This is a genomic window from Desulfurella sp., assembly GCF_049977265.1.
Lineage (GTDB): Bacteria > Campylobacterota_A > Desulfurellia > Desulfurellales > Desulfurellaceae > Desulfurella.
Genome location: NZ_JBMFGQ010000002.1, coordinates 37,975 through 57,393, shown reverse-complemented (window position 1 = coordinate 57,393; position 19,419 = coordinate 37,975). Strand labels below are relative to the sequence as shown.

At 31.8% G+C, this 19,419-nt stretch carries 22 protein-coding genes; all 22 read right to left on the bottom strand.

Going from position 1 to position 19,419, the window contains the following annotated elements; translation table 11 throughout:
- Positions 1-245: 245 nt before the first annotated feature.
- Positions 246-1,091 carry a diacylglycerol/lipid kinase family protein gene (locus ACP5FO_RS00990; protein ID WP_428156877.1) on the bottom strand — a complete coding sequence of 282 codons (846 nt, stop codon included), beginning with the start codon at positions 1,089-1,091 and terminating at the stop codon, positions 246-248.
- Entirely contained in the window at positions 1,088-1,876 is a 789-nt protein-coding gene (locus tag ACP5FO_RS00985; RefSeq protein ID WP_428156876.1) for an MBL fold metallo-hydrolase, read from the bottom strand. Before ACP5FO_RS00985 ends, ACP5FO_RS00990 begins: the two co-directional genes overlap by 4 nt.
- A complete protein-coding gene (locus ACP5FO_RS00980) occupies positions 1,857-3,086 on the bottom strand; it encodes a MiaB/RimO family radical SAM methylthiotransferase (protein ID WP_428156875.1) in 1,230 nt (409 codons plus the stop codon). Before ACP5FO_RS00980 ends, ACP5FO_RS00985 begins: the two co-directional genes overlap by 20 nt.
- Positions 3,087-3,650: an imidazoleglycerol-phosphate dehydratase HisB gene (gene hisB, locus ACP5FO_RS00975; protein WP_428156874.1), complete on the bottom strand. Its 564-nt coding sequence runs from the start codon at positions 3,648-3,650 to the stop codon at positions 3,087-3,089.
- Positions 3,651-4,508 (bottom strand): polyprenyl synthetase family protein, encoded by an 858-nt coding sequence (locus tag ACP5FO_RS00970; RefSeq protein ID WP_428105875.1) that lies wholly within the window; start codon positions 4,506-4,508, stop codon positions 3,651-3,653. It abuts the gene before it with no gap.
- Positions 4,505-4,726: an exodeoxyribonuclease VII small subunit gene (xseB, locus tag ACP5FO_RS00965; RefSeq protein ID WP_428156873.1), complete on the bottom strand. Its 222-nt coding sequence runs from the start codon at positions 4,724-4,726 to the stop codon at positions 4,505-4,507. Before xseB ends, ACP5FO_RS00970 begins: the two co-directional genes overlap by 4 nt.
- Entirely contained in the window at positions 4,723-5,700 is a 978-nt protein-coding gene (locus ACP5FO_RS00960; protein WP_428105871.1) for a GDP-mannose 4,6-dehydratase, read from the bottom strand. The genes xseB and ACP5FO_RS00960 overlap by 4 nt, the downstream gene beginning before the upstream one ends.
- A gap of 3 nt (positions 5,701-5,703) precedes the next feature.
- A complete protein-coding gene (locus ACP5FO_RS00955) occupies positions 5,704-6,987 on the bottom strand; it encodes a nucleotide sugar dehydrogenase (RefSeq protein ID WP_428156872.1) in 1,284 nt (427 codons plus the stop codon).
- Complete coding sequence (locus ACP5FO_RS00950) at positions 6,988-7,431, bottom strand: universal stress protein (protein ID WP_428105865.1); 444 nt, start codon at positions 7,429-7,431, stop codon at positions 6,988-6,990.
- Positions 7,432-7,443: 12 nt separating this feature from the next.
- Positions 7,444-8,466 carry an aspartate-semialdehyde dehydrogenase gene (locus ACP5FO_RS00945; RefSeq protein ID WP_428105862.1) on the bottom strand — a complete coding sequence of 341 codons (1,023 nt, stop codon included), beginning with the start codon at positions 8,464-8,466 and terminating at the stop codon, positions 7,444-7,446.
- A 59-nt stretch (positions 8,467-8,525) separates the two neighbouring features.
- Positions 8,526-11,072: a CBS domain-containing protein gene (locus tag ACP5FO_RS00940; RefSeq protein WP_428105860.1), complete on the bottom strand. Its 2,547-nt coding sequence runs from the start codon at positions 11,070-11,072 to the stop codon at positions 8,526-8,528.
- 2 nt (positions 11,073-11,074) lie between these two features.
- Positions 11,075-11,917, bottom strand: coding sequence for a tyrosine-type recombinase/integrase (locus ACP5FO_RS00935; protein ID WP_428105858.1), 843 nt, complete (start codon positions 11,915-11,917; stop codon positions 11,075-11,077).
- A gap of 2 nt (positions 11,918-11,919) precedes the next feature.
- Positions 11,920-12,066: a hypothetical protein gene (locus tag ACP5FO_RS00930; protein WP_428105856.1), complete on the bottom strand. Its 147-nt coding sequence runs from the start codon at positions 12,064-12,066 to the stop codon at positions 11,920-11,922.
- A gap of 9 nt (positions 12,067-12,075) precedes the next feature.
- The gene (locus tag ACP5FO_RS00925) at positions 12,076-12,723 is read right to left on the bottom strand and encodes a hypothetical protein (protein WP_428105854.1); all 648 of its coding nucleotides are present in this window, start codon (positions 12,721-12,723) and stop codon (positions 12,076-12,078) included.
- Entirely contained in the window at positions 12,710-13,813 is a 1,104-nt protein-coding gene (gene tgt, locus ACP5FO_RS00920; protein ID WP_428105851.1) for a tRNA guanosine(34) transglycosylase Tgt, read from the bottom strand. The genes ACP5FO_RS00925 and tgt overlap by 14 nt, the downstream gene beginning before the upstream one ends.
- A gap of 181 nt (positions 13,814-13,994) precedes the next feature.
- A complete protein-coding gene (purE, locus tag ACP5FO_RS00915; protein ID WP_428105847.1) occupies positions 13,995-14,468 on the bottom strand; it encodes a 5-(carboxyamino)imidazole ribonucleotide mutase in 474 nt (157 codons plus the stop codon).
- A gap of 14 nt (positions 14,469-14,482) precedes the next feature.
- The gene (gene purD / locus ACP5FO_RS00910) at positions 14,483-15,742 is read right to left on the bottom strand and encodes a phosphoribosylamine--glycine ligase (RefSeq protein WP_428156871.1); all 1,260 of its coding nucleotides are present in this window, start codon (positions 15,740-15,742) and stop codon (positions 14,483-14,485) included.
- On the bottom strand, positions 15,739-16,302 hold the full coding sequence (locus tag ACP5FO_RS00905; protein ID WP_428105840.1) for a hypothetical protein: 564 nt from the start codon (positions 16,300-16,302) through the stop codon (positions 15,739-15,741). Before ACP5FO_RS00905 ends, purD begins: the two co-directional genes overlap by 4 nt.
- Complete coding sequence (locus ACP5FO_RS00900) at positions 16,299-17,231, bottom strand: MlaD family protein (protein WP_428156870.1); 933 nt, start codon at positions 17,229-17,231, stop codon at positions 16,299-16,301. Before ACP5FO_RS00900 ends, ACP5FO_RS00905 begins: the two co-directional genes overlap by 4 nt.
- A complete protein-coding gene (locus tag ACP5FO_RS00895) occupies positions 17,215-17,985 on the bottom strand; it encodes an ABC transporter ATP-binding protein (RefSeq protein WP_428105834.1) in 771 nt (256 codons plus the stop codon). Before ACP5FO_RS00895 ends, ACP5FO_RS00900 begins: the two co-directional genes overlap by 17 nt.
- A complete protein-coding gene (locus ACP5FO_RS00890) occupies positions 17,970-19,034 on the bottom strand; it encodes an MlaE family ABC transporter permease (protein ID WP_428156869.1) in 1,065 nt (354 codons plus the stop codon). The genes ACP5FO_RS00895 and ACP5FO_RS00890 overlap by 16 nt, the downstream gene beginning before the upstream one ends.
- A complete protein-coding gene (locus ACP5FO_RS00885) occupies positions 19,035-19,409 on the bottom strand; it encodes a Fur family transcriptional regulator (protein WP_428105830.1) in 375 nt (124 codons plus the stop codon). It abuts the gene before it with no gap.
- Positions 19,410-19,419: the final 10 nt, after the last annotated feature.

Here is a 19,419-nt window from a genome sequence, read left to right as displayed (position 1 = left end):
AACCAATAAATACATCAAAAACTACAAAGCACCAGATATAAAAACTATTTTGTTTCCTGTTCTAATCCGAACCCAAAACAGCATACTTCCTACTCAAATTGACAGTAGCCTTTTATTTTAAAGCCACATGGCTAGCTTTGAGTATAAACTAAAATCATGAAAAATCAAGATATTTTCATACTATTAAAGAAACTTTAATTGTTATTAAATAATTATATTTAAGTAAATATACGTACGGTCTTACTTTAAATAATAACTTTTATGCATTTTTTGCTTGCACTAATATGTGCCGGAGTAAAGTTTGCAAAATCACCATCTACCTGAATTGGTATAGAATCAGTTTTAACAAAAATTTCATTGGCAATAAAACACTCATACAGCTTTGAGTCAATATTTAGCAACAATCCAATCAAAGATTTTACTATACCAAGTAAATTCTTTTTGCTATAAAACAAACATATATATAAATTTTTTTCTAAATAATTTGCTTTATTAAAAACAGAAAAATTACCGCCGTACTTTTTAGCATTTGATGCGATAAGACTGTAACAAGTTTTTTCACCCAAAGGAGTTTGCACACTAATTTGCTTATCAAATTTCATTACGCTTTTTATACCGCTTAAAATATAAGAAATTTTTCCTGAGTATTCTTTTAACCTATGATTAACATCTAAAACTGCAGCGGCATCTATTCCTACTCCTGCCATTAAAACAAAATATCTATTATTTAACCTACCTAAATGAACATCTATATATTTTGGATTTAAAAGTCTTTTTACAGCTTCAATGGCATCTCTTGATATACCAAGCTCAAGCGCAAAAACATCCGAAGTGCCGCAAGGCAAGATGCCAAGTTTTACTTCTTTGTCTACGATCCCGTTTATCACTTCATTCAATGTACCATCACCACCATAAGAACACACAATTTCATAATTGGAACTGATATTGTTTGCAATTGTAAAACCGTCATACGATTTGTTAGTATAGTATATATCTACTTTTTTAAACGAAAGGTTAAGCATTTTTTTTATCTGCATAAGTTTATTAATTGAAAATCTACGGGCTTTTGGGTTAGCAATTATTGCTATCATATATTTTCTAACTCCACTATCATATTATCCCATGCTGCAATTACTTTTGTATTTGTCTTTTGAGATATTTCTTTTGCAACAAGATGAGGGCTTTCATTTAAAAAACCCATACCAAAATGTGTTAAAATCAATACTTTTGGTTTAAAAATTTCCAAAAAGTTATACATATCGCTTGCAGCTAAATGCATATACCCTGGCATCTGTTTTTTAAAAACTGTATTTACAATAACTACATCGGCCCTATAATCCATAGGTAATTGATCGCTATACAAAGTATCTGCAATATATGCAAATGAGTAATTATCTGATTTAAATACTGCGCCAAATGTTGGTGTTGTATGCAGATGTGTTAATTTTGTGGAAATTTTAAGATCACCAATAGTATAGTCTGTATATTCTTTTAAGTAAAGTATATTGAATTTGTCTCTATTGTACTGCAAAACTACAGGATCTTCGTCCAATGCTGCAGATGGTGCAAACAAATACCTGGTGCGTTTTTCAGATATTACCATTGATTCCATTATAGAATTAATATCTGCGCAGTGGTCTAGATGTCTGTGACTTAAAAAAATACCATCAATCTTGGACATGTTAATCTTATTTTTTAACGCTGAAACTAAAGCACCAGGTCCTGGGTCTATAACAAATATTTTACCGCCTAAGTGAAACCAGATTCCACCACTTTTGCGAATTTGGTAAAAAACACTGAATCTTCCGCCCGCTGTACCCAAAAAAATAATCTTATCTTTGCCGTCTTTAAAATTTCTATCTTTCAAAATACGCATAAACACCATCAAAGTTAGTTATCTTACCTTCAATTAAGCCTTTTTTTTCTATTTTTGTCAAGACCTTAAAATATTGACTTGCAATAGCAAAATTGTACTCATTATTTTGAACAAAGGTGCGCTTTTGCTGGACAACAATTTGTGTGTTTTTATTGACAAATTGTTGCATTTTTTGTCTGAACTTAATATTTATGAGTTCTTTTAGTTTATTTGATCTTTCTTTTAAAGTATTATTATTTACGTAATTTGAAACTTCTTTTGTAAAAGGCCTATGAGAATATGTAAAAATATGCGCAAACACAATATCATTATTCTCAATAAATTTGTATGTAGCTAAAAAATCCTCATCAGTTTCTTCAAAACCAACAATTATATCTGTCCCTACAAATATGCCTTTTTTTGAAGCATAATTTACAATTCTTTCAAAATCATAAGTAGTATAGTTTCTGCGTGCCAATTTAAGTATTCTATCACTTGCAAATTGGAGAGGTATATGCAAATGCTTTGCAAATTTTCCTTGAGCTATTATATCAATAAGCTCTTCATCAACATACATAGGCTCAATTGAGCTTAACCTGATTCTAAAATTATACTTTAGTGAATCGATTTTTTTAAGCAGCTCTTTTAAATTTTCATATGAGCCTATGTTTGTGCCTGTTAGCACTATCTCGCCAAATCCTTGACTTGCAAAGTTCTCTATTTCTTTAATAACTAAAGAAGAATCTTTACATCTTTGAATACCTCTTAAATGAGCTACAACACAATAAGAGCAAAAATTATTACAGCCTTCCTGAATTTTTACAAATGGACGGCTTTTATTCCAGAAAGATACAATTTTGTCTATATTGTATGTTTTAGTTGATAAAGATGTATCTATACTACACTTGATAGCACTTAATATATCGTATTTGTACTTATTGCCTACAATATGTACATTGCTTGCATCAAAATAATCATTTTCGTTAATTAGATAACTATCGCAACCAGTGTAAACAATATGTGAGTTTGGGTTTTGCCTTTGAAGTTTTCTTAAAACATGCCTTGATTGATCCGAAGCAGACTTTGTAACTGCACATGAATTAATAACATAAATATCCGCTTTAGTTGACTTATCAACAACTTTATATTGATTAACAATAGACTCAATCATTAATTGCGTTTCATATTGATTTGTTTTACACCCAAAGGTATAAAAAGCTATGGTTTTCATCTAAAGCGTAAGTTTTGTTGATAAAATTTCGCTTGAAGGTGTGCAGGCTATTTTTAAGCTATGAGCAACTGATTTAAATGCAGCTTCAACAATATGGTGTTTATTGTAACCAGCAAGTTGTTTTATATGTAACACAATACGGGCATTACTTACAAATGCTCTCCAAAACTCTTCAATAAGCTCTATATCAAAATTTAATATAGTTCCACTTACCTGGCAATCATACATTAAATAAACCCTGTTTGCCAAATCAACACTTGATAATACCAAAGCCTCATCCATAGGTATTATACTATATCCAAACCTTTTAAATGTAGCTTTCCTTGTTTCTTCAAAAAATGCTTGACCCAACACAATACCAACATCCTCTACTAAATGATGATAATCAACATCAATATCGCCTGTCGCTTTTATGTCTAAATCAAAACCACTGTGTCTTGAAAATGTCTCGAGCATGTGATTAAAAAAACCAATGCCTGTATCAATATTATATTGTGAAGTACCACTAATATTCAAAGCTAGTTTAATATCCGTTTCTTTTGTCTTTCTTTCAATTTTTGTCATCTAACTAACCCTTTTTACAATAAATTCAGCTAATTCAATTAATCTTTCATGACCTTGTATATTTTTTACAGCATCAATCGCCAAACCTTTGAGTTTATTTGCCAGATTAAGACTTTTTTTAATACCATAGACTTTCGGGTATGTAAGTGTGTTATTATCAATATCCTTTTTATCTTTGCCCAAAACTTTTTTATCAGATACTATATCTAAATAATCATCTATGATCTGGTAAGACATACCCAGATACAAACCGAATTTTGAAAAAATTTTTTCATCCTGGTCAGATAGGATTGCTCCAATTTCACAGCATGATTGCAAAAACCTTGCGGTTTTATTTTTATGTATAAAGTTAACAAGCCATTTTTGTGGTTTATTCAATCTGTTTTTGCTTGAGAGAATATCTGCAGCCTGACCTAAAACCATACCATAAATACCTGTTTTTTTAGATAATGTTTTAACTATCTTAACAATTTTCTCGGGTGCTATGTTTGTGTTTGAAATCATATAAAATGCGTTTGTATTTAAACCATCACCAGCCAAAATTGCCAGATCTTCACCAAAAACAATATGATTGGTAGGTAAATTTCTTCTAAGTAGGGCATTATCCATCGCGGGCAAATCATCATGTATTAGTGAATATGCGTGCATCATTTCAAGACCCATAGCAATTTTGTAATCATCTTCACTAACTTGCCTTTTTAGCGCTATTATAGTTAAAACTAAAATAGCTCTAAGTCGCTTTCCACCATTTACAAGACTATAGCACAAAGCTCCTCTAAAATTATCTATATGTAAATTTTGATCATTACAAAACTGATTTAGCTTGGAATCAATTATTTGTCTATAGTAATCTATCATTCAAAATCTTCCATCTCTTTTAGTACATTATCTTTCATTATTATCTTAACTTTATTTTCAGCTTGTGAAAGCTGTTCGTTGCAAAATTTTGATAATCTCATCCCTTCTTCAAAATACTTTAACGCATCATCTAAATTCAAATTTTCTTCTTCTAATTTTTTTGCAATCTCTTCAAGACGCTTTAGAGCCTGCTCAAAACTAATTTCTGTTTGTTTCATTTATCTTGTTCTTGGATATCGATATCTTTTAAAAATTGCTCTTGATCTATATACCAATTACATAAAGTTTTAATACCTTCTTCTATGCTAACTTTTGGCTCCCAATTCAGAGTTTGTTTGATCTTCGAAAAATCAGCACGCGTGGCTAAAACATCTGCTTTATGAAACTCCTTGTGAACGATTTTTGCCTTTTTGCCTAAGTTTTTTTCTATAAGATCGATTACATAATTAAGAGAATAAGAAGTATTTCCACCAACATTGAAAGCTTCACATCCAACCTTTTTTAAGCCTCCAATGGTGGCGTTAACAACGTCGTCAATATATGTAAAATCTCTTGTTTGACTACCATCTCCAAAAATAACGACTGGCTCTTCTTCGTATATCCATTTTATAAATCTGAATATGCTCATATCCGGTCTACCGTATGGTCCATATACTGTAAAGTATCTCAGCATTGTAACATCTATACCGTATAGCTGGTAATAAGAATTAGCTATCGCCTCCATTGCTTTTTTACTAGCTGCGTATACTGATAATGGCTTATTAACGCAATAGTCTTCCTTGAATGGAATTTGCTCTTGCGCATAAAGCGAAGAAGTAGAGGCAAGCACAACTTTTTCAACGCCAAAACGCTTTGCAAGCTCAAATAGATTTAGCGTTCCAAGTGTATTTGTAGATAAATAAACAAAGGGATTTTGCATCGAGTACCTAACGCCAGCACGGGCAGCTAAATTTATTATACTATCAAACTTGTGCAATTGAAATATAAGCTTTAACGTATCAAAGTTTTCAACATCTGCTTCGTAAAATATAAAATTTTTATAACCTTTTAGTATAGATAGCCTTTTTTGTTTCATTTTAACATCGTAGTATTGATTTAGATTATCTATACCTATACATATCTTTCCCTGTTCAAGTAAGGCAAGCGTTGTAGAAAATCCTATAAAGCCAGCACATCCTGGTACAAAAATCACTTTCTAAAACCTCCATAAATAAACTGAGTCTGGTAAGTCTTTTTTGTCAATCACGCTTTTTACATCAATCAAACATGATTTATCCTTCAAACATTTAAGCCATAGTTTTTCTTTTATAAATTCATCATGCTTTACAGCTAACACCACACAATCATAGCGTTTTAATTCTGAAAAATCTATAAGTGCTACATTGCCATAATGTGATATTACTTCTTCTTTTATAACATATGGATCATAAACCTCAATATTCATATTGAAGTTTCTAAGCTCTGTATATATATCAAATACCAGGCTGTTTCTTGTATCTTTTATGTTTTCTTTAAATGTAAAGCCAAGTATCAGACAATTATGGCCTAAGTTTTTTTGCATAATAAGCTTTACTGACTCTTGAGCAATATAGCAACCCATAGAATCGTTGAGTCTTCTTCCAGCCAGTATAACCTGAGGCAAATACCCCAATTCCTGAGCTTTGTATGTTAAATAATACGGATCAACACTTATGCAATGTCCACCAACAAGACCTGGCTCAAATTTCAAAAAATTCCATTTAGTGGCAGCTGCATCAAGGACATCTTTTGTGTCAAGCCCCATCCTGTGAAAAATTAAGCTTAATTCATTCATCAAAGCTATATTTAAATCTCTTTGTGTATTTTCAATAACTTTTGCTGCTTCTGCTGTTTTTATATTTGGGGCTTTGTATATATTTGTAATCTTACCATATATTTTTGATAAAATTTCTAAACTTTCTTCATTTGAAGCAGATATAACTTTTGTTATATTTTCAAGTGTGTGGACCCTATCGCCTGGATTTATACGCTCTGGCGAGTAACCTACAAAAAAATCACTGAGGTAAGTTAGACCTGAAGCTTTCTGCAGTATTGGAACACATACATCTTCCGTTACACCAGGATATACTGTAGATTCGTATACAACAATTGTACCTTTTGACAAATTTTTACCCACAATATAGCTTGCGCTTTCAACAAGGCTTAAATCTGGCAATTTGCTTTTTAAAATAGGCGTTGGAACTGTAACAATAATAACACTTGACTCTTTTAAAAAAGATGCGTCGTTTGTGTAAAAAATATTTGGTGATTTTATAGAACTGCTATCGGTTTCACCTGTTATATCAAAGCCTTTATTAAGTTCATCTATACGTTTTTTATTTATATCAAAGCCAATTACACTAAAATATCTAGCAAGACTTACTGCCAGAGGCAAACCAACATAACCAAGCCCTACAACTGCAATTTTTTTTTGTTTTTTTTCAAACTCCTCTATGGTCATTTACATTTTCACCACTAAAATAGGTTTCTTTGACATTCTTAAAACTTTTTCCGTAGTTGATCCAAATACAAATCGCTCAAAAGCACTTTTGCCTTGTGCACCCATAACTATTAAATCTATGTCATTAGTTGATGCAAACTCAACAATCTTTTTTGGTGCATCTCCAACTTCAATGTGCATATCAAAATTATCAAAATCTTTCAAAATCTTATTTTTTAAATGTTCAAAGTAGTTTTCTGCTTCCTGTCTCATTGAAGCCTCTATTTTATCAAGTGGTAGTGATGGCACATAGCCAAGTGCAGCTTGTAAATCAGTTATTACATAATAAATGTGCAATTTTGCACCATAGGCTTTTGCCAAACTAAGCGCGTACTCAATAGCTTTTTGAGCATTCTCACTCAAATCTGTAGGAACAAGTATGTTTTTTGGACTAAAAGTTTGCATAAAAGGCCTCCTTTATAAGTATTTTTCGATCAAAATCTGAGCTATCTGCACAGCATTATAAGCTGCACCTTTAAGTAAATTATCTGCTACCACCCAGAGATTTAAACCATTTTCAATTGACTCATCTTTCCTTATGCGTCCAACAAATGTCTCACCTCTTCCACTGACTTCTATAGGTGTTGGATAGATTAGACTTTTTGGATCATCCATAAGTACACAACCTGCAGCATTTTTTATTAGTTCTTTAACTTCATTTATATCAAAAGTCTTTTTTGTTTCAACATTAACAGATTCCGAGTGTCCCCTTAAAACAGGAACCCTAACGCATGTTGCAGTAACTTTCATTGAATCATCGTGGAAAATCTTTTTAGTTTCGTTTACCATTTTCATTTCTTCTTTTGTGTAATCATTGTCTAAAAATACATCTATATGTGGTAAACAATTAAAAGCAATTTTCTTTGGAAAAACTTTTGGCTTGTATGACTCATATTTAAATTCAAAAAAAGCTTTTGTTTCGTCAATTAATTCTTCCATTGCTCTTCTTCCTGCACCGCTTGTTGCCTGGTATGTGGAAACGACAATCCTTTTGATGCCGAAATTATCATAGATGGGCTTTAGCGCTACAACCATCTGTATGGTAGAGCAGTTCGGGTTAGCTATAATACCTTTATTTTTATACATAGCAATATCTTCTGCATTTACTTCTGGCACAACAAGTGGTACATCTTTATCCATTCTAAAGTAACTCGTATTGTCCACAGCGACAGCTCCAGATTTTGCAGCAATAGGCGCATACTTTGCGCTAACGCTGCCTCCAGCGCTGAAAAGAGCTATATCTATATCTTTAAACGATTCTTCGTTTAATACTTCCACTGGTATCTCTTGACCTTTGTAAGTAACATTTTTGCCAATTGAACGCTCTGAGGCAAGAGGCAAAAGTTTTTTTACAGGGAAATTGAAGTCTTCCAGTGTTTTAATCATATCTTCGCCAACGGCTCCAGTTGCACCAACAACTGCTACATTGTAACTTTTCATTGCAAACCCCCAAAATTTGCGTATATTTGTGTGTGATTATAGCATTATTATTGTAAAAATCAATTTAAATATTTACTTTTTATGTAATCTATAGCCTCTTGTTTACTGGAAAAATTACCTTCAATTTGTTTTTCAAAACAATCGTTTAATATTTTGCCAAATTGTTCTGAGGGTTTAAATCCAAGCGTAATTAAATCTTTTCCCGAAATAAAAGATTTTGTAGACTGCAAATCCCTTATGTATAAAACTAAAGAGTTTTTGACAGAATTGCTTTTACTAATGGCAAACGCAGCAATTTGAGATTCAAGTAATTTAGATTTAAGAAAAAAATAAATTTCGCTGTTATTTCTTTTTTTTGACAAAAATATATTTATCTCTAGCATTTGTTGATAAATCTTTTCGATTTTTTCATCATTTACGCCTAGTATGTTTGTTAAATTAAATTTTTTTCTAAAGCAAAACTTTAATATTGAAAAGTAAATAGCTTCTATTTTGAACTCAATCGGACAAAAAAAAGTACACATTTTTACAAAATCTTTTGCAGATTCAATTAATGTAAAACAGCTTTCTTCTATGTAAAATTCTTTATGCAAATATTTAAAAATTTTATATTCATTTATCCTTTTCAAAATTTCCACAACTTTCTCTTCTTTCAAAATTAAGCTGAGCTCTAAAAATAACCTATTTTTAGATACGGCATTTAAAACACTCAAATTAAGTGCATTTTTCATGAGTTTTTCAGTTTGCTGACCCAAAAAAAAATTAAATTTTTCAGCAAAACGCAAAGCCCTAAAAACTCTTGTGGGATCTTCTATAAAGCTTAAATTGTGTAAAATACGTATTTTTTTATCTTTGATATCCTTTATACCGCCAAAATAATCTATGAGCTCTCCAAAATTTTCATTTAAACTAATAGCAAGCGTATTTATTGTAAAATCTCTGCGATATAAATCTAGTTTTAAAGAACTTTCCTCAATATGTGGTAAACCAGATGATACTTCATCGTAATATTCTTGTCTTGCCGTGGCAAAATCAATTTTTTCACCATCTTTTATAACACTGGCTGTTTTAAACTCGTTATGGGTAACAAGCTTTCCCTCTATAAGTCTTGAGAATTCGTTCGCAAATTCTATCGCATTACCTTCAACCACAATGTCAATATCCTTTATAGGCATATCCATAATAAGATCTCTAACCATACCGCCCACTGCATATGCTTTCATTTTAAGCCTCAAGCTAACTTCTAAAATAATTCTGAAAAAATTGTAAATTTTTTCATCTAATTTGTTTTTTAGTTTCAAGTCAACTTTTAAAACTTTACGCATTAGCTTTTGGTCAGTCTGATTGATTAAACTCAAAATATTAGTTCGTGTCAAAACGCCAACTACCTTTGCGTCTTTAATTACTGGTATTATGCGCTGTTTCTGGTCAATAATAATTGTCTTTATTGTAGAAAGCGGCACATCTTCGCTAACGGTAAAAAAATCAGTCACCATAAATTTTTCTACAGGTTCTTGCGCATAGTTATGATAAATAGCTCTTTGAAGTGTTGGCCTTGAAGCAATACCTACAAGCTCACCATTATTTAAAACTATCAAAGAATTTATACCATATTTTGCCATTACTTCATTACAATAAGCAACACTATTGTCTTTTTCAACGCATTTTGCAGGTGTACTCATTATATCTCTTGCTTTTATTATATGAAAAAAACTCTCTCTGATAGCCAATGTTGCATCGTCAAGTACTTCGATTAAAGTTAAATCTTTTACGGTAGCGCTTGCTGCAAGTGTGTGCCCACCGCCATCAAACACTTTTAATATTCTTGCGACATCTACCTTCTTGTTAACAGAGCGGCCAATAACAAAAATACGCGATTGCATCCTAAACACGCAAATAGCGGCATCTGCCTTCTTCATGCTTAAAAAAGTATTGACTATATTTGCTACTTCACCAATATAATCACTGTGCTGAGCAAAACTTAGCACAATATTAATATTATTATACTCAAAGATACGTGCATTTTTTATTAACTCATTTAGTAAATACACTTGAGTTTCCTGCATAGTTTCTTCTAAAACACTCGAAACTATATCCAATTTTGCCCCCTTTTCTAGTAAATAGGCACAAATTTGAAAATCTTTTACAGTAGTAGAAGGGTATAATAATTTTCCTGTGTCTTCATATATTCCAAGCATAAATAACGTTGCTTCTTCTGCGCTAAAATCTATATTGCGTTCTTTTAGCTTCATGACAACCTGTGTTGTGTTTGCACCTGTTTTTTCGAAGTATAATTCACAACAATCTATATCTCCATCTGGGTGGTGATCAAAACAGATAACCTTTACTTTGTCAACAATTTTAGCAAAATCCCCAATGCGTGACTTTTGGTGTGTATCCACAACTATTAACGTGTCAATTTTGTCTAAATCCACTTTTTGAAAATCGGCGTATGCGTATATTGTTGACTGGATAAGAAAATTTTTCTTTGAACGCTTTGGCAAATTTGGAAAAACAAGCACAGCATCTGGGTAGAGTAATTTTGCAGCTATGGCACTTGCTATTGCATCAAAATCTGGCTCAATGTGGCAGGTAATAACCTTCATAGTTACTCCCTGTAATAGTCGCTTTCTTTAAAAGCTTTATTTAAAGCTTCATCACTAACAAACGTGTATCTTTGTGTGGTAGTTATGCTTGTATGGCCAAGTAATTCTTGTATAGTCTTTACATTAGCACCATTTTCAAGCAAATGTGTAGCATATAAATGCCTTAAGCTGTGTGGATGTAAATTAAAGCCTTTGGCCTTTGATTCTAACTTTATTATTTTCCAAATTGCAGCTCTTGTAAAAGGTTTACCTCTTTTGCTTATAAATAAGCAATCCTTTGAATAATGGTTTAAATATACACTTCTTGTGTTTGTAATATAATTTTTGACCTTATCAAGTACATCGTATGATATTGGCAAAAGACGCATTTTAGAACCTTTGCCGTTAACACGTATTAAGCCTGCATCAAAATATATATCGCTGATTTTTAGATTAATAAGCTCACTAACTCTTAAACCTGTTGCATAAAAAAATAATAAAATCAAGCCATTTCTTGTATCTGTAAACAGTATTTTCAACGATTCAAAATCAATTAATTGCTCAAATTTAATGCATGTTTTTACATTTTTAATATTATTTAGATCAAGGTTTAAATGATTATCTTTACTTATAAACTTTAAAAATGCTCTGATACTTGACATTTTTCTATTTAATGAAGCGGGTTTGTATAATTTTTTAAGTACATTTGCGTACTCAAACAAATTAACATCATTGAGCTGTTTTGTTTTAAAATGATGGCAAAATGCCTTTAAGTCGCTTTCATAGGATTGAACTGTCTTTAGGGATAGACCTTTATTTGCACTCAAAAATATACAAAAATTATTCAATAGTTGTTCTAAATCCATATTTAATCAAATAAATCAAAACCACTTGAAAAACAGTTGCCTAATGATTTTAAAAAATCACTCGATTGGTTAGATTTAAATTTTATAACAAACTGTAAAATATAGGGTAAAACCAAAACAGTTAAAATGCCAATTAAAAGAATTTCCATTGTATATCCTTAAAATTTAATTTTCAAAAAGTTATCTAACTCTTTCATGTAACCTTCAAACAATGGCAATAATTTATCAAATTTAGGTCTTTTTTCCATAAAAAAAAGCTTTTTTGTATTATTCAAATCTATAGAAAAATGGTTTTCAAAATCCTCAAAGACATTTTGTGTAATTTTATCAGTCAAATACAAAATATACTTTGTAATAATATAAAAATTATACAAAGATCTATAAGCAATATCCTCTACAACTTTTCTCTCAAGCGTCAGTTCCAAAAAACTCGAGCGAACTGCTAAAATTTTACTTGCTATTTCTCTTTTTATTTGATTCCTTAAAGCATCTTTTTCAATATTAATATTTGATACAGGATTATCTCCATATAAAATTTTTGCATTTTCTTTTAATTCCAAAATTTCCATACAAAAATAGTTTTTGTTTTTCTCTAAAAAATCCGACGAAAATAGCAAAGGTGTATTATATTGCTTTTTAAATTTTCTTAACTTAAGTTTTAGACTTTTAGTATCGTCTAGCGATACATCATTAGCTACAACCAAAAGTCCTCTCTTTGACATATTTGCGGATATGCCCAAGTTATGCAAGCAAACAGATTGCAACCTCTCTTCAAATAAATTTTTCAAACTCTCAACTATCTCCATATCGCCTCTTTTCTAAAAAACTTTTGCTGAACTCACCAAACCTGTTATCCATAATTGCCTGTTGAATAAGATGCATTAGATTGTAATAATACGTTAAATTGTGAATTGTTGCAAGTGTATAAAAACTCAACTCTTTGGCTTTATATAAATGCCTTAAAAAAGCCCTCGAAAAACTCTTACACGTATAACAATTGCAATGCTCATCAATAGGAGATTCATCTTTTGCATAGGCAGCATTTTTGATATTAATGTTACCAAAGTCTGTAAATAAATAACCATTGCGTGCATTTCTTGTTGGCATTACGCAATCAAACATATCTATACCATAGCCAACTAATCTCACTATATCCTCTGGTCTGCCCACTCCCATTGCATACCTTGGCTTATCTTTTGGCAAATATTGTATAACAGAAGCCACAGTATCGTACATTTCCTGAGGCGACTCTCCAACACTTAAACCACCAATGGCTATACCATCAAAATTCATACTTGCAATCTCAAGAGCGCTTTTTTTTCTCAAATCTTCAAAAATCCCACCTTGCACAATACCAAAAACTGCTGAAGTGTCTGGTTTTTCAACTAAAGCTGAACGTCTTGCCCAATTTAGTGTAATGTTGAGTGATTTATCAACGAAACTTTTTTCAAGGCTATAAGCGGGACACTCATCCAACACCATTGCAATATCACTTTTAAATCGAAACTGTAGGTCTAAAACCTTTTCCGGTGTAAAAAAGTGATAAGAACCATCAATATGCGATTTAAAACGCACACCTTCTGGTGTTACTTTTCTTAAATCAGATAAACTAAATACTTGAAAACCTCCACTATCGGTTAATATAGAACCATTAAAGTTGCCAAACTTATGCAGACCTCCAAGAGCTTCAATAACATCAACACCTGGCCTTAAATACAAGTGATATGTATTTGATAACATTAAATTGTAGCCTATATCATTTAACATACCAGGCAAAAGCGCTTTAACAATACCCTGCGTACCAACTGGCATAAAAGCAGGTAAATCAATTATATTTCTTAAATACAGCCTGGATAAGCGTGCGCTATTATCTGTTTTTAGACAATCAAAATTCATAAACTAATTTTTCATAAAACATCATTATTTTTATAGGGTTTGAATATCTTTTGAAAAGAAACAGTTTGCTGTATAAAGACAATACAATATTATTATGATTTACGATTACCTTAGATAGCTTTTTAATATTTAATACACCTAGACTTATATATATTTGCATAGTATTCTTTTTTAGATTTCATTACAAATCTTCGTTAACTTTGCGTATATTTTCTTCTTCTTTTTTAATGTAATCAAGTAATTTTTGCTTTAAATCAGGGTCTTTTTGCGCAAACATCCTTGCTACAAACAATGCTGCGTTATGTGCACCTTTTTTGCCAATACCCATAGATGCAACAGGTACACCTTTTGGCATTTGAGTAATAGAAAGCAGTGCATCAAGCCCAAACATCTCACTATCAACCGGCACACCAATTACTGGCAAAATTGAATATGATGCAATAAAACCCGGCAATGCTGCAGAAAGCCCTGCTATTGCGATTATGCAATCAAATTCAGCATTTACTTTTTGAACTATTTCTTTTACATACTCTGGACTTCTGTGGGCACTTGCAATGTAAACCTTATATTCAATACCAAACTCTTCCAATGTTTTTTTTGCTTCATAGATAATGTTTTCATCGCTTTTACTGCCGGATATAATTGCTACTTTCATAATTTTCCTCCTTTTCAAAAGTACTTTAGTGCTTTTTTGCCAATATCGCGTCTAAAATGCATTCCATCAAAGTGAATACTCTCAATTGCCTTATAAGCCTTTTCTATAGCTTTTTTAAAGTCTTTATCAAGCGCCACTACATTCAACACTCTGCCACCGTTTGTATATATTTTTGAATCTTTTTTGTATGTTCCTGCATGAAACACAATTGCGTCAGTAACATTTTCCAGGCCATATATAGGCTTGTCTTTCTCGTAAGGCCCCGGATAGCCTTTGCTTGCTAAAACCACACTTACGCAGAATTTATCTTCGAACTCTATTTTATAATCACCTAAATTGCCATTTGCACATCTAAGCATAATATCTAACAAATCACTTTTTAATAAAGGTAAAACCACCTGAGTTTCTGGATCTCCAAACCTGCAATTGTATTCAAGCACATAAGGCTTGTTATCTACAACCATTAAACCTGCATACAAAACTCCCCTGTAATCAATCCCTTCACTTTTTAAAGCATCTAAGGTTTGCTCTATTAAAGAATCGCACTGGTTTTGTATAGCGTTTACTATTGGCGCTTTTGCATAAGCTCCCATACCGCCCGTATTTGGACCCAAATCATTATCAAAAACCCTTTTGTGGTCTTGCGAAGCAACCATTGGGACAAATTTTTTGCCATCACAAAAAACCATATAAGACAATTCTTCGCCGTCTAAGAACTCTTCTATAACAACTCTACTTCCTGCTTCACCAAACTTTTTATTAGCAAAACAATCATTGAGGTGAGCAAGAGCTTCGTATTCATTATTGGCAATAGCTACACCTTTTCCTGCTGCCAAACCATCTGCTTTTATAACCAATGGATAAATTGCCTTTTTTATATACCTATACGCTTCATCAAAATTATCAAATGTTTCATAGGCCGCCGTTGGTATAGAGTATTTTTTGCATAAATTTTTGCAAAATATTTTACTTGACTCAATTGCTGAAGCTATTTTTGTAGGGCCAAATGCTAGTATGCCAGCATAATTTAGATAATCTACAATACCTTTTGCTAAAGGCTCTTCTGGCCCAACAACAACAAATTCAATCGAATTTTTTTTACAAAACTTTGCTAAAGCTTCAAAATCAAGCACTGATATATCAACATTTGTTGCCAATTGTGATGTACCAGCGTTTCCTTTTGCACAGTAAATTTTCTCACAAAGCTTGCTTTGTGAGAGTTTATAACAAATGGCATGTTCTCTTGCTCCATTGCCAACAACAAGTACATTCATTTTAACACTCCCAATAACCATTCATTTAGGTTTTCTAAAAATTCCTGTGTTGCTTTACCTGCTGCATCCAGCATCGATTCATTTGTATTCTTTTTAAAATCCTTTTTATAATCAAACATTTTGCTTGCTAAAAGCTCATATTGAGAGTTATACAAAAAAGCCCTTGCTTTAAAGTAAAAAAAACTTTCTTTATTATTAAAATGTGGCTCATAATTAAAAAGCAGAATTTTAAGCCTATATTTTGCATAAGGGTCTTGCTTGATATATCTTATATTTTCAAGTATAAAATCTTTTAGCATTGTTGGGGGAGAATTTATCCACTTAGAGTAAGCAAAATAATTATAAACACCATTTGACTCATACAAAATGTAGTTGTTTTTAAGTCTATTTGACTCTACGTTATCTAAGTCAACCGAATTTATTTTTATTTCATTTTTTTGGCTTACATTAGAAACCTCAGGCTGCAGGTAATTATATCCGGTATTGTTTACGTTTTTAACCCTTACAGAACAAGAAGCTAAAAATAAGCCTAATAAAAGAAAAAATACAATTTTTTTCATTGATTACTCCTTTCAGTTGGCGATGGAGTTTTGGGTTTCCCATATATTATGTAAGTAGGATTTGATCTTAATTCATTAACAAGCTCATCAGTAGTTTTTACTGTTTTATTGATGTTTTCTATCATGCGATTTAAATTATACATACTTTCATGTGTAAAATAATTTATTTGATTTTTATTTTCATTTATTAACTGACTCAAATCAGAACTTATCTGGGTAAGATTTTTTGAACTTTCCTGCAATGTGGCTATGAGCTTATTTGTAGATTGAAAAGCACTATCTGCGCTTTCTCCTGCCTGTTTTATAGATTGTATAGCTTCGTTTGCTTTATTTAATGTTGAATTTAAATTTTGCAAATCAATAGATAATTCTTTGCTTGCTTTGTTTGTATTGTTTAGAATTGATGATATTTGCTGTCTGTTTTTTTCATTAAAAATTTCACTCATGCTTTTAATAAGTGAGTTTGCACTATCTAATATATTTGGCAAAGCTTGAGAAATTTTTTGCAACTCACTCATCTGTGATTTTATAATTGGGTACTCGTTGTGGTCAACACTGGTTAAGAGGGGTGCATTTTTTGTACCACCTGTTAAATCAATAGAAGCAAGGCCCGTTAATCCCTGAGCTGAAACTGTGGCTACTGTATCAGTTTTTATTGGTATATTGCTTTTTACTTTTATAAAAATTCTTACAATTTCTGGGTTGTTTGGGTCTATATCTATTTTTTCAACATTACCAACATTTACACCTTTGTATTTTACAAGAGAATTACTTGATAAACCATTTACAGAATATTTTGTTAAAATAAGGTAAGTCTTGTAAGATTCATTTGTCCTGTAGCCAAACAACCAAAGAACTATAATTACTATTGCAGCACTCAATATAATTACAAAACTACCAACAAGTATATAGTTAGGCTTTGTTTCCATCTAAAAACCTCTTGCCCCTCTCTCCCATAAACAGTTCTTTTACCCAGGCATCGTCTACAGTGTGTATTTTATCTGGTGTATCACAAAAAATAATTGTTTTATTTGCAATAATGGCAACTCTATCAGCTATTAAAAGCGAAGACAAATCGTGCGTTATCATAATTACACTGATACCTAAAAGCTCAACAAGTTTCTTTATCGTTTTGTCAAACTCATCTGCACTTATAGGATCAAGACCACTAACTGGCTCATCCAAAAATAGTATCTTAGGGTCAACAGCCAGTGCACGCGCAAGAGCTGCTTTTTTTTTCATACCACCTGATAGCTCACTTGGGTACAACCAGTAAACGCCTTCGTCTAAATCAGAAAGTTTTATCTTTAACATAGCCATATTTTTTGCCGTTTCATCGTCTATATTATAGCGTTTTTTTATCACATATACAATATTTTCACCAACACTTAAGCTACTAAACAATGCAGCTGACTGAAACATTACACCAATCTTGTTTTTTATAGCCTGTTTTTGTTTAAAACTCAATTGTTTAATATTTATACCATCTATAATAATATCACCCTGTTTCGGCTCTTTAAGTAAAATTAATTCTTTTAAAAGCGTGGTTTTGCCAGAACCAGAACCGCCAATTATGGCTAAAATTTCCCCTTTGTAAACATCAAGGTTTAAATTTTGGTGTATTATTCGCTCATTGTATGCACTTTGTAGATTTCTAACGCTAATTATTATATCTTTAACCATCTATAAATCACACTAAATATTGCATCTATTACAATCACGCTAAATATACTTTTTACAACACTCGCGGTTACATGTGTACCTATACTTTCTGCTTTTTGCTCAACTTTAAAACCTTCACTTGTACCAATCAATGCTATTACAATACCAAACACAGGACCCTTAACTATACCGGATAAAAAAGATTTTATCGTAACAACGCGGCTTGCCCTATCCAAAAACTCTGCGTAGTTTACACCCAATACAAGGTTTGATACAATCATGCCCCCAAAAATCCCAATAATATCAGCAAATACTATCAAAAGTGGCATAACGATAAAAAGTGAAAGTATGCGCGGCAACACCAATAGCGTATATGGCGATACGCCCATTGTATCAAGTGTATCAACTTCTTCCTGGACTTTCATTAAGCCAAGCGTAGCAGTATAGCTGCTTGCGCTTCTGCCTGAAACAATTATTGCAACAATCAATGGGCCAAGTTCTCTAACAATTGAAATACTAACCAGATCAACTATAAAAATATTTGCACCAAACTGCCTTAATTGAGCGGCAGACTGATATGCAATAACAAGACCAATTAAAAAAGACAAAATACCTACAATACCAATTGCACCCACGCCCATATTTTGTATATCTTTTATAAAAGTGCGAAATTCAAAATCCGAAATTTTAGAGATAAAATCAATTGTTGAGTTGCCTATAAAATTCAAAAAAAACAAATAATCTTTAAGTTTTTTTTCTAAATAATTGCTTAAGCGCAACAAAAGGGTTTTCTTTTTTACCTTCGGGATTTTAGCAAGATTGCTTAAAACAAGCTCAAGTACACTTTCTACTTTTTCATTTTTACCACTTAACTTTGATTTATCAAAACTTTTTGATATTAAAAGTCCACCAAATGTGTCTATCTCATCAACTAGCGAGATATCGACACGCTCAAAACCAACAAAATTCGAAATTTTTTTTTGAATGTCTTTTGCATTTTCAACAACCCACTTGCCTTTTAAGTATAAAATTTTATCTTTTAATTCAAAAAACTCTTGATTTTGATCCATTTACTTTGCGCAATTTGGACACAAACCATAAAATATCGTAGAATGGTAATCAACTTTGTAGCCTTTCTTGTTTAACTCTTCATCTAAAGCTTTATTATATGGTATATCTAAATCCAGCACAGCTTTGCACTTTGTGCATTTAAAATGATAGTGCGGCTCTGTTTTTGCATCATAGCGTAAAATGTTTTTATCACTTTTTATCTCTATTACTTTGCCTTCTTCTGCCAAAATACGCAAATTTCTATAAACCGTTGCTATAGAAATCTTTGGATATCTTGGCTTTATTGAGTAGTAAATCTCTTCTGGCGTTGGATGATCATACCTTGATTTTAGCTCTTCATGCACCATAGCACGCTGTTTTGTATTTTTTCTCATGAGTTTAACC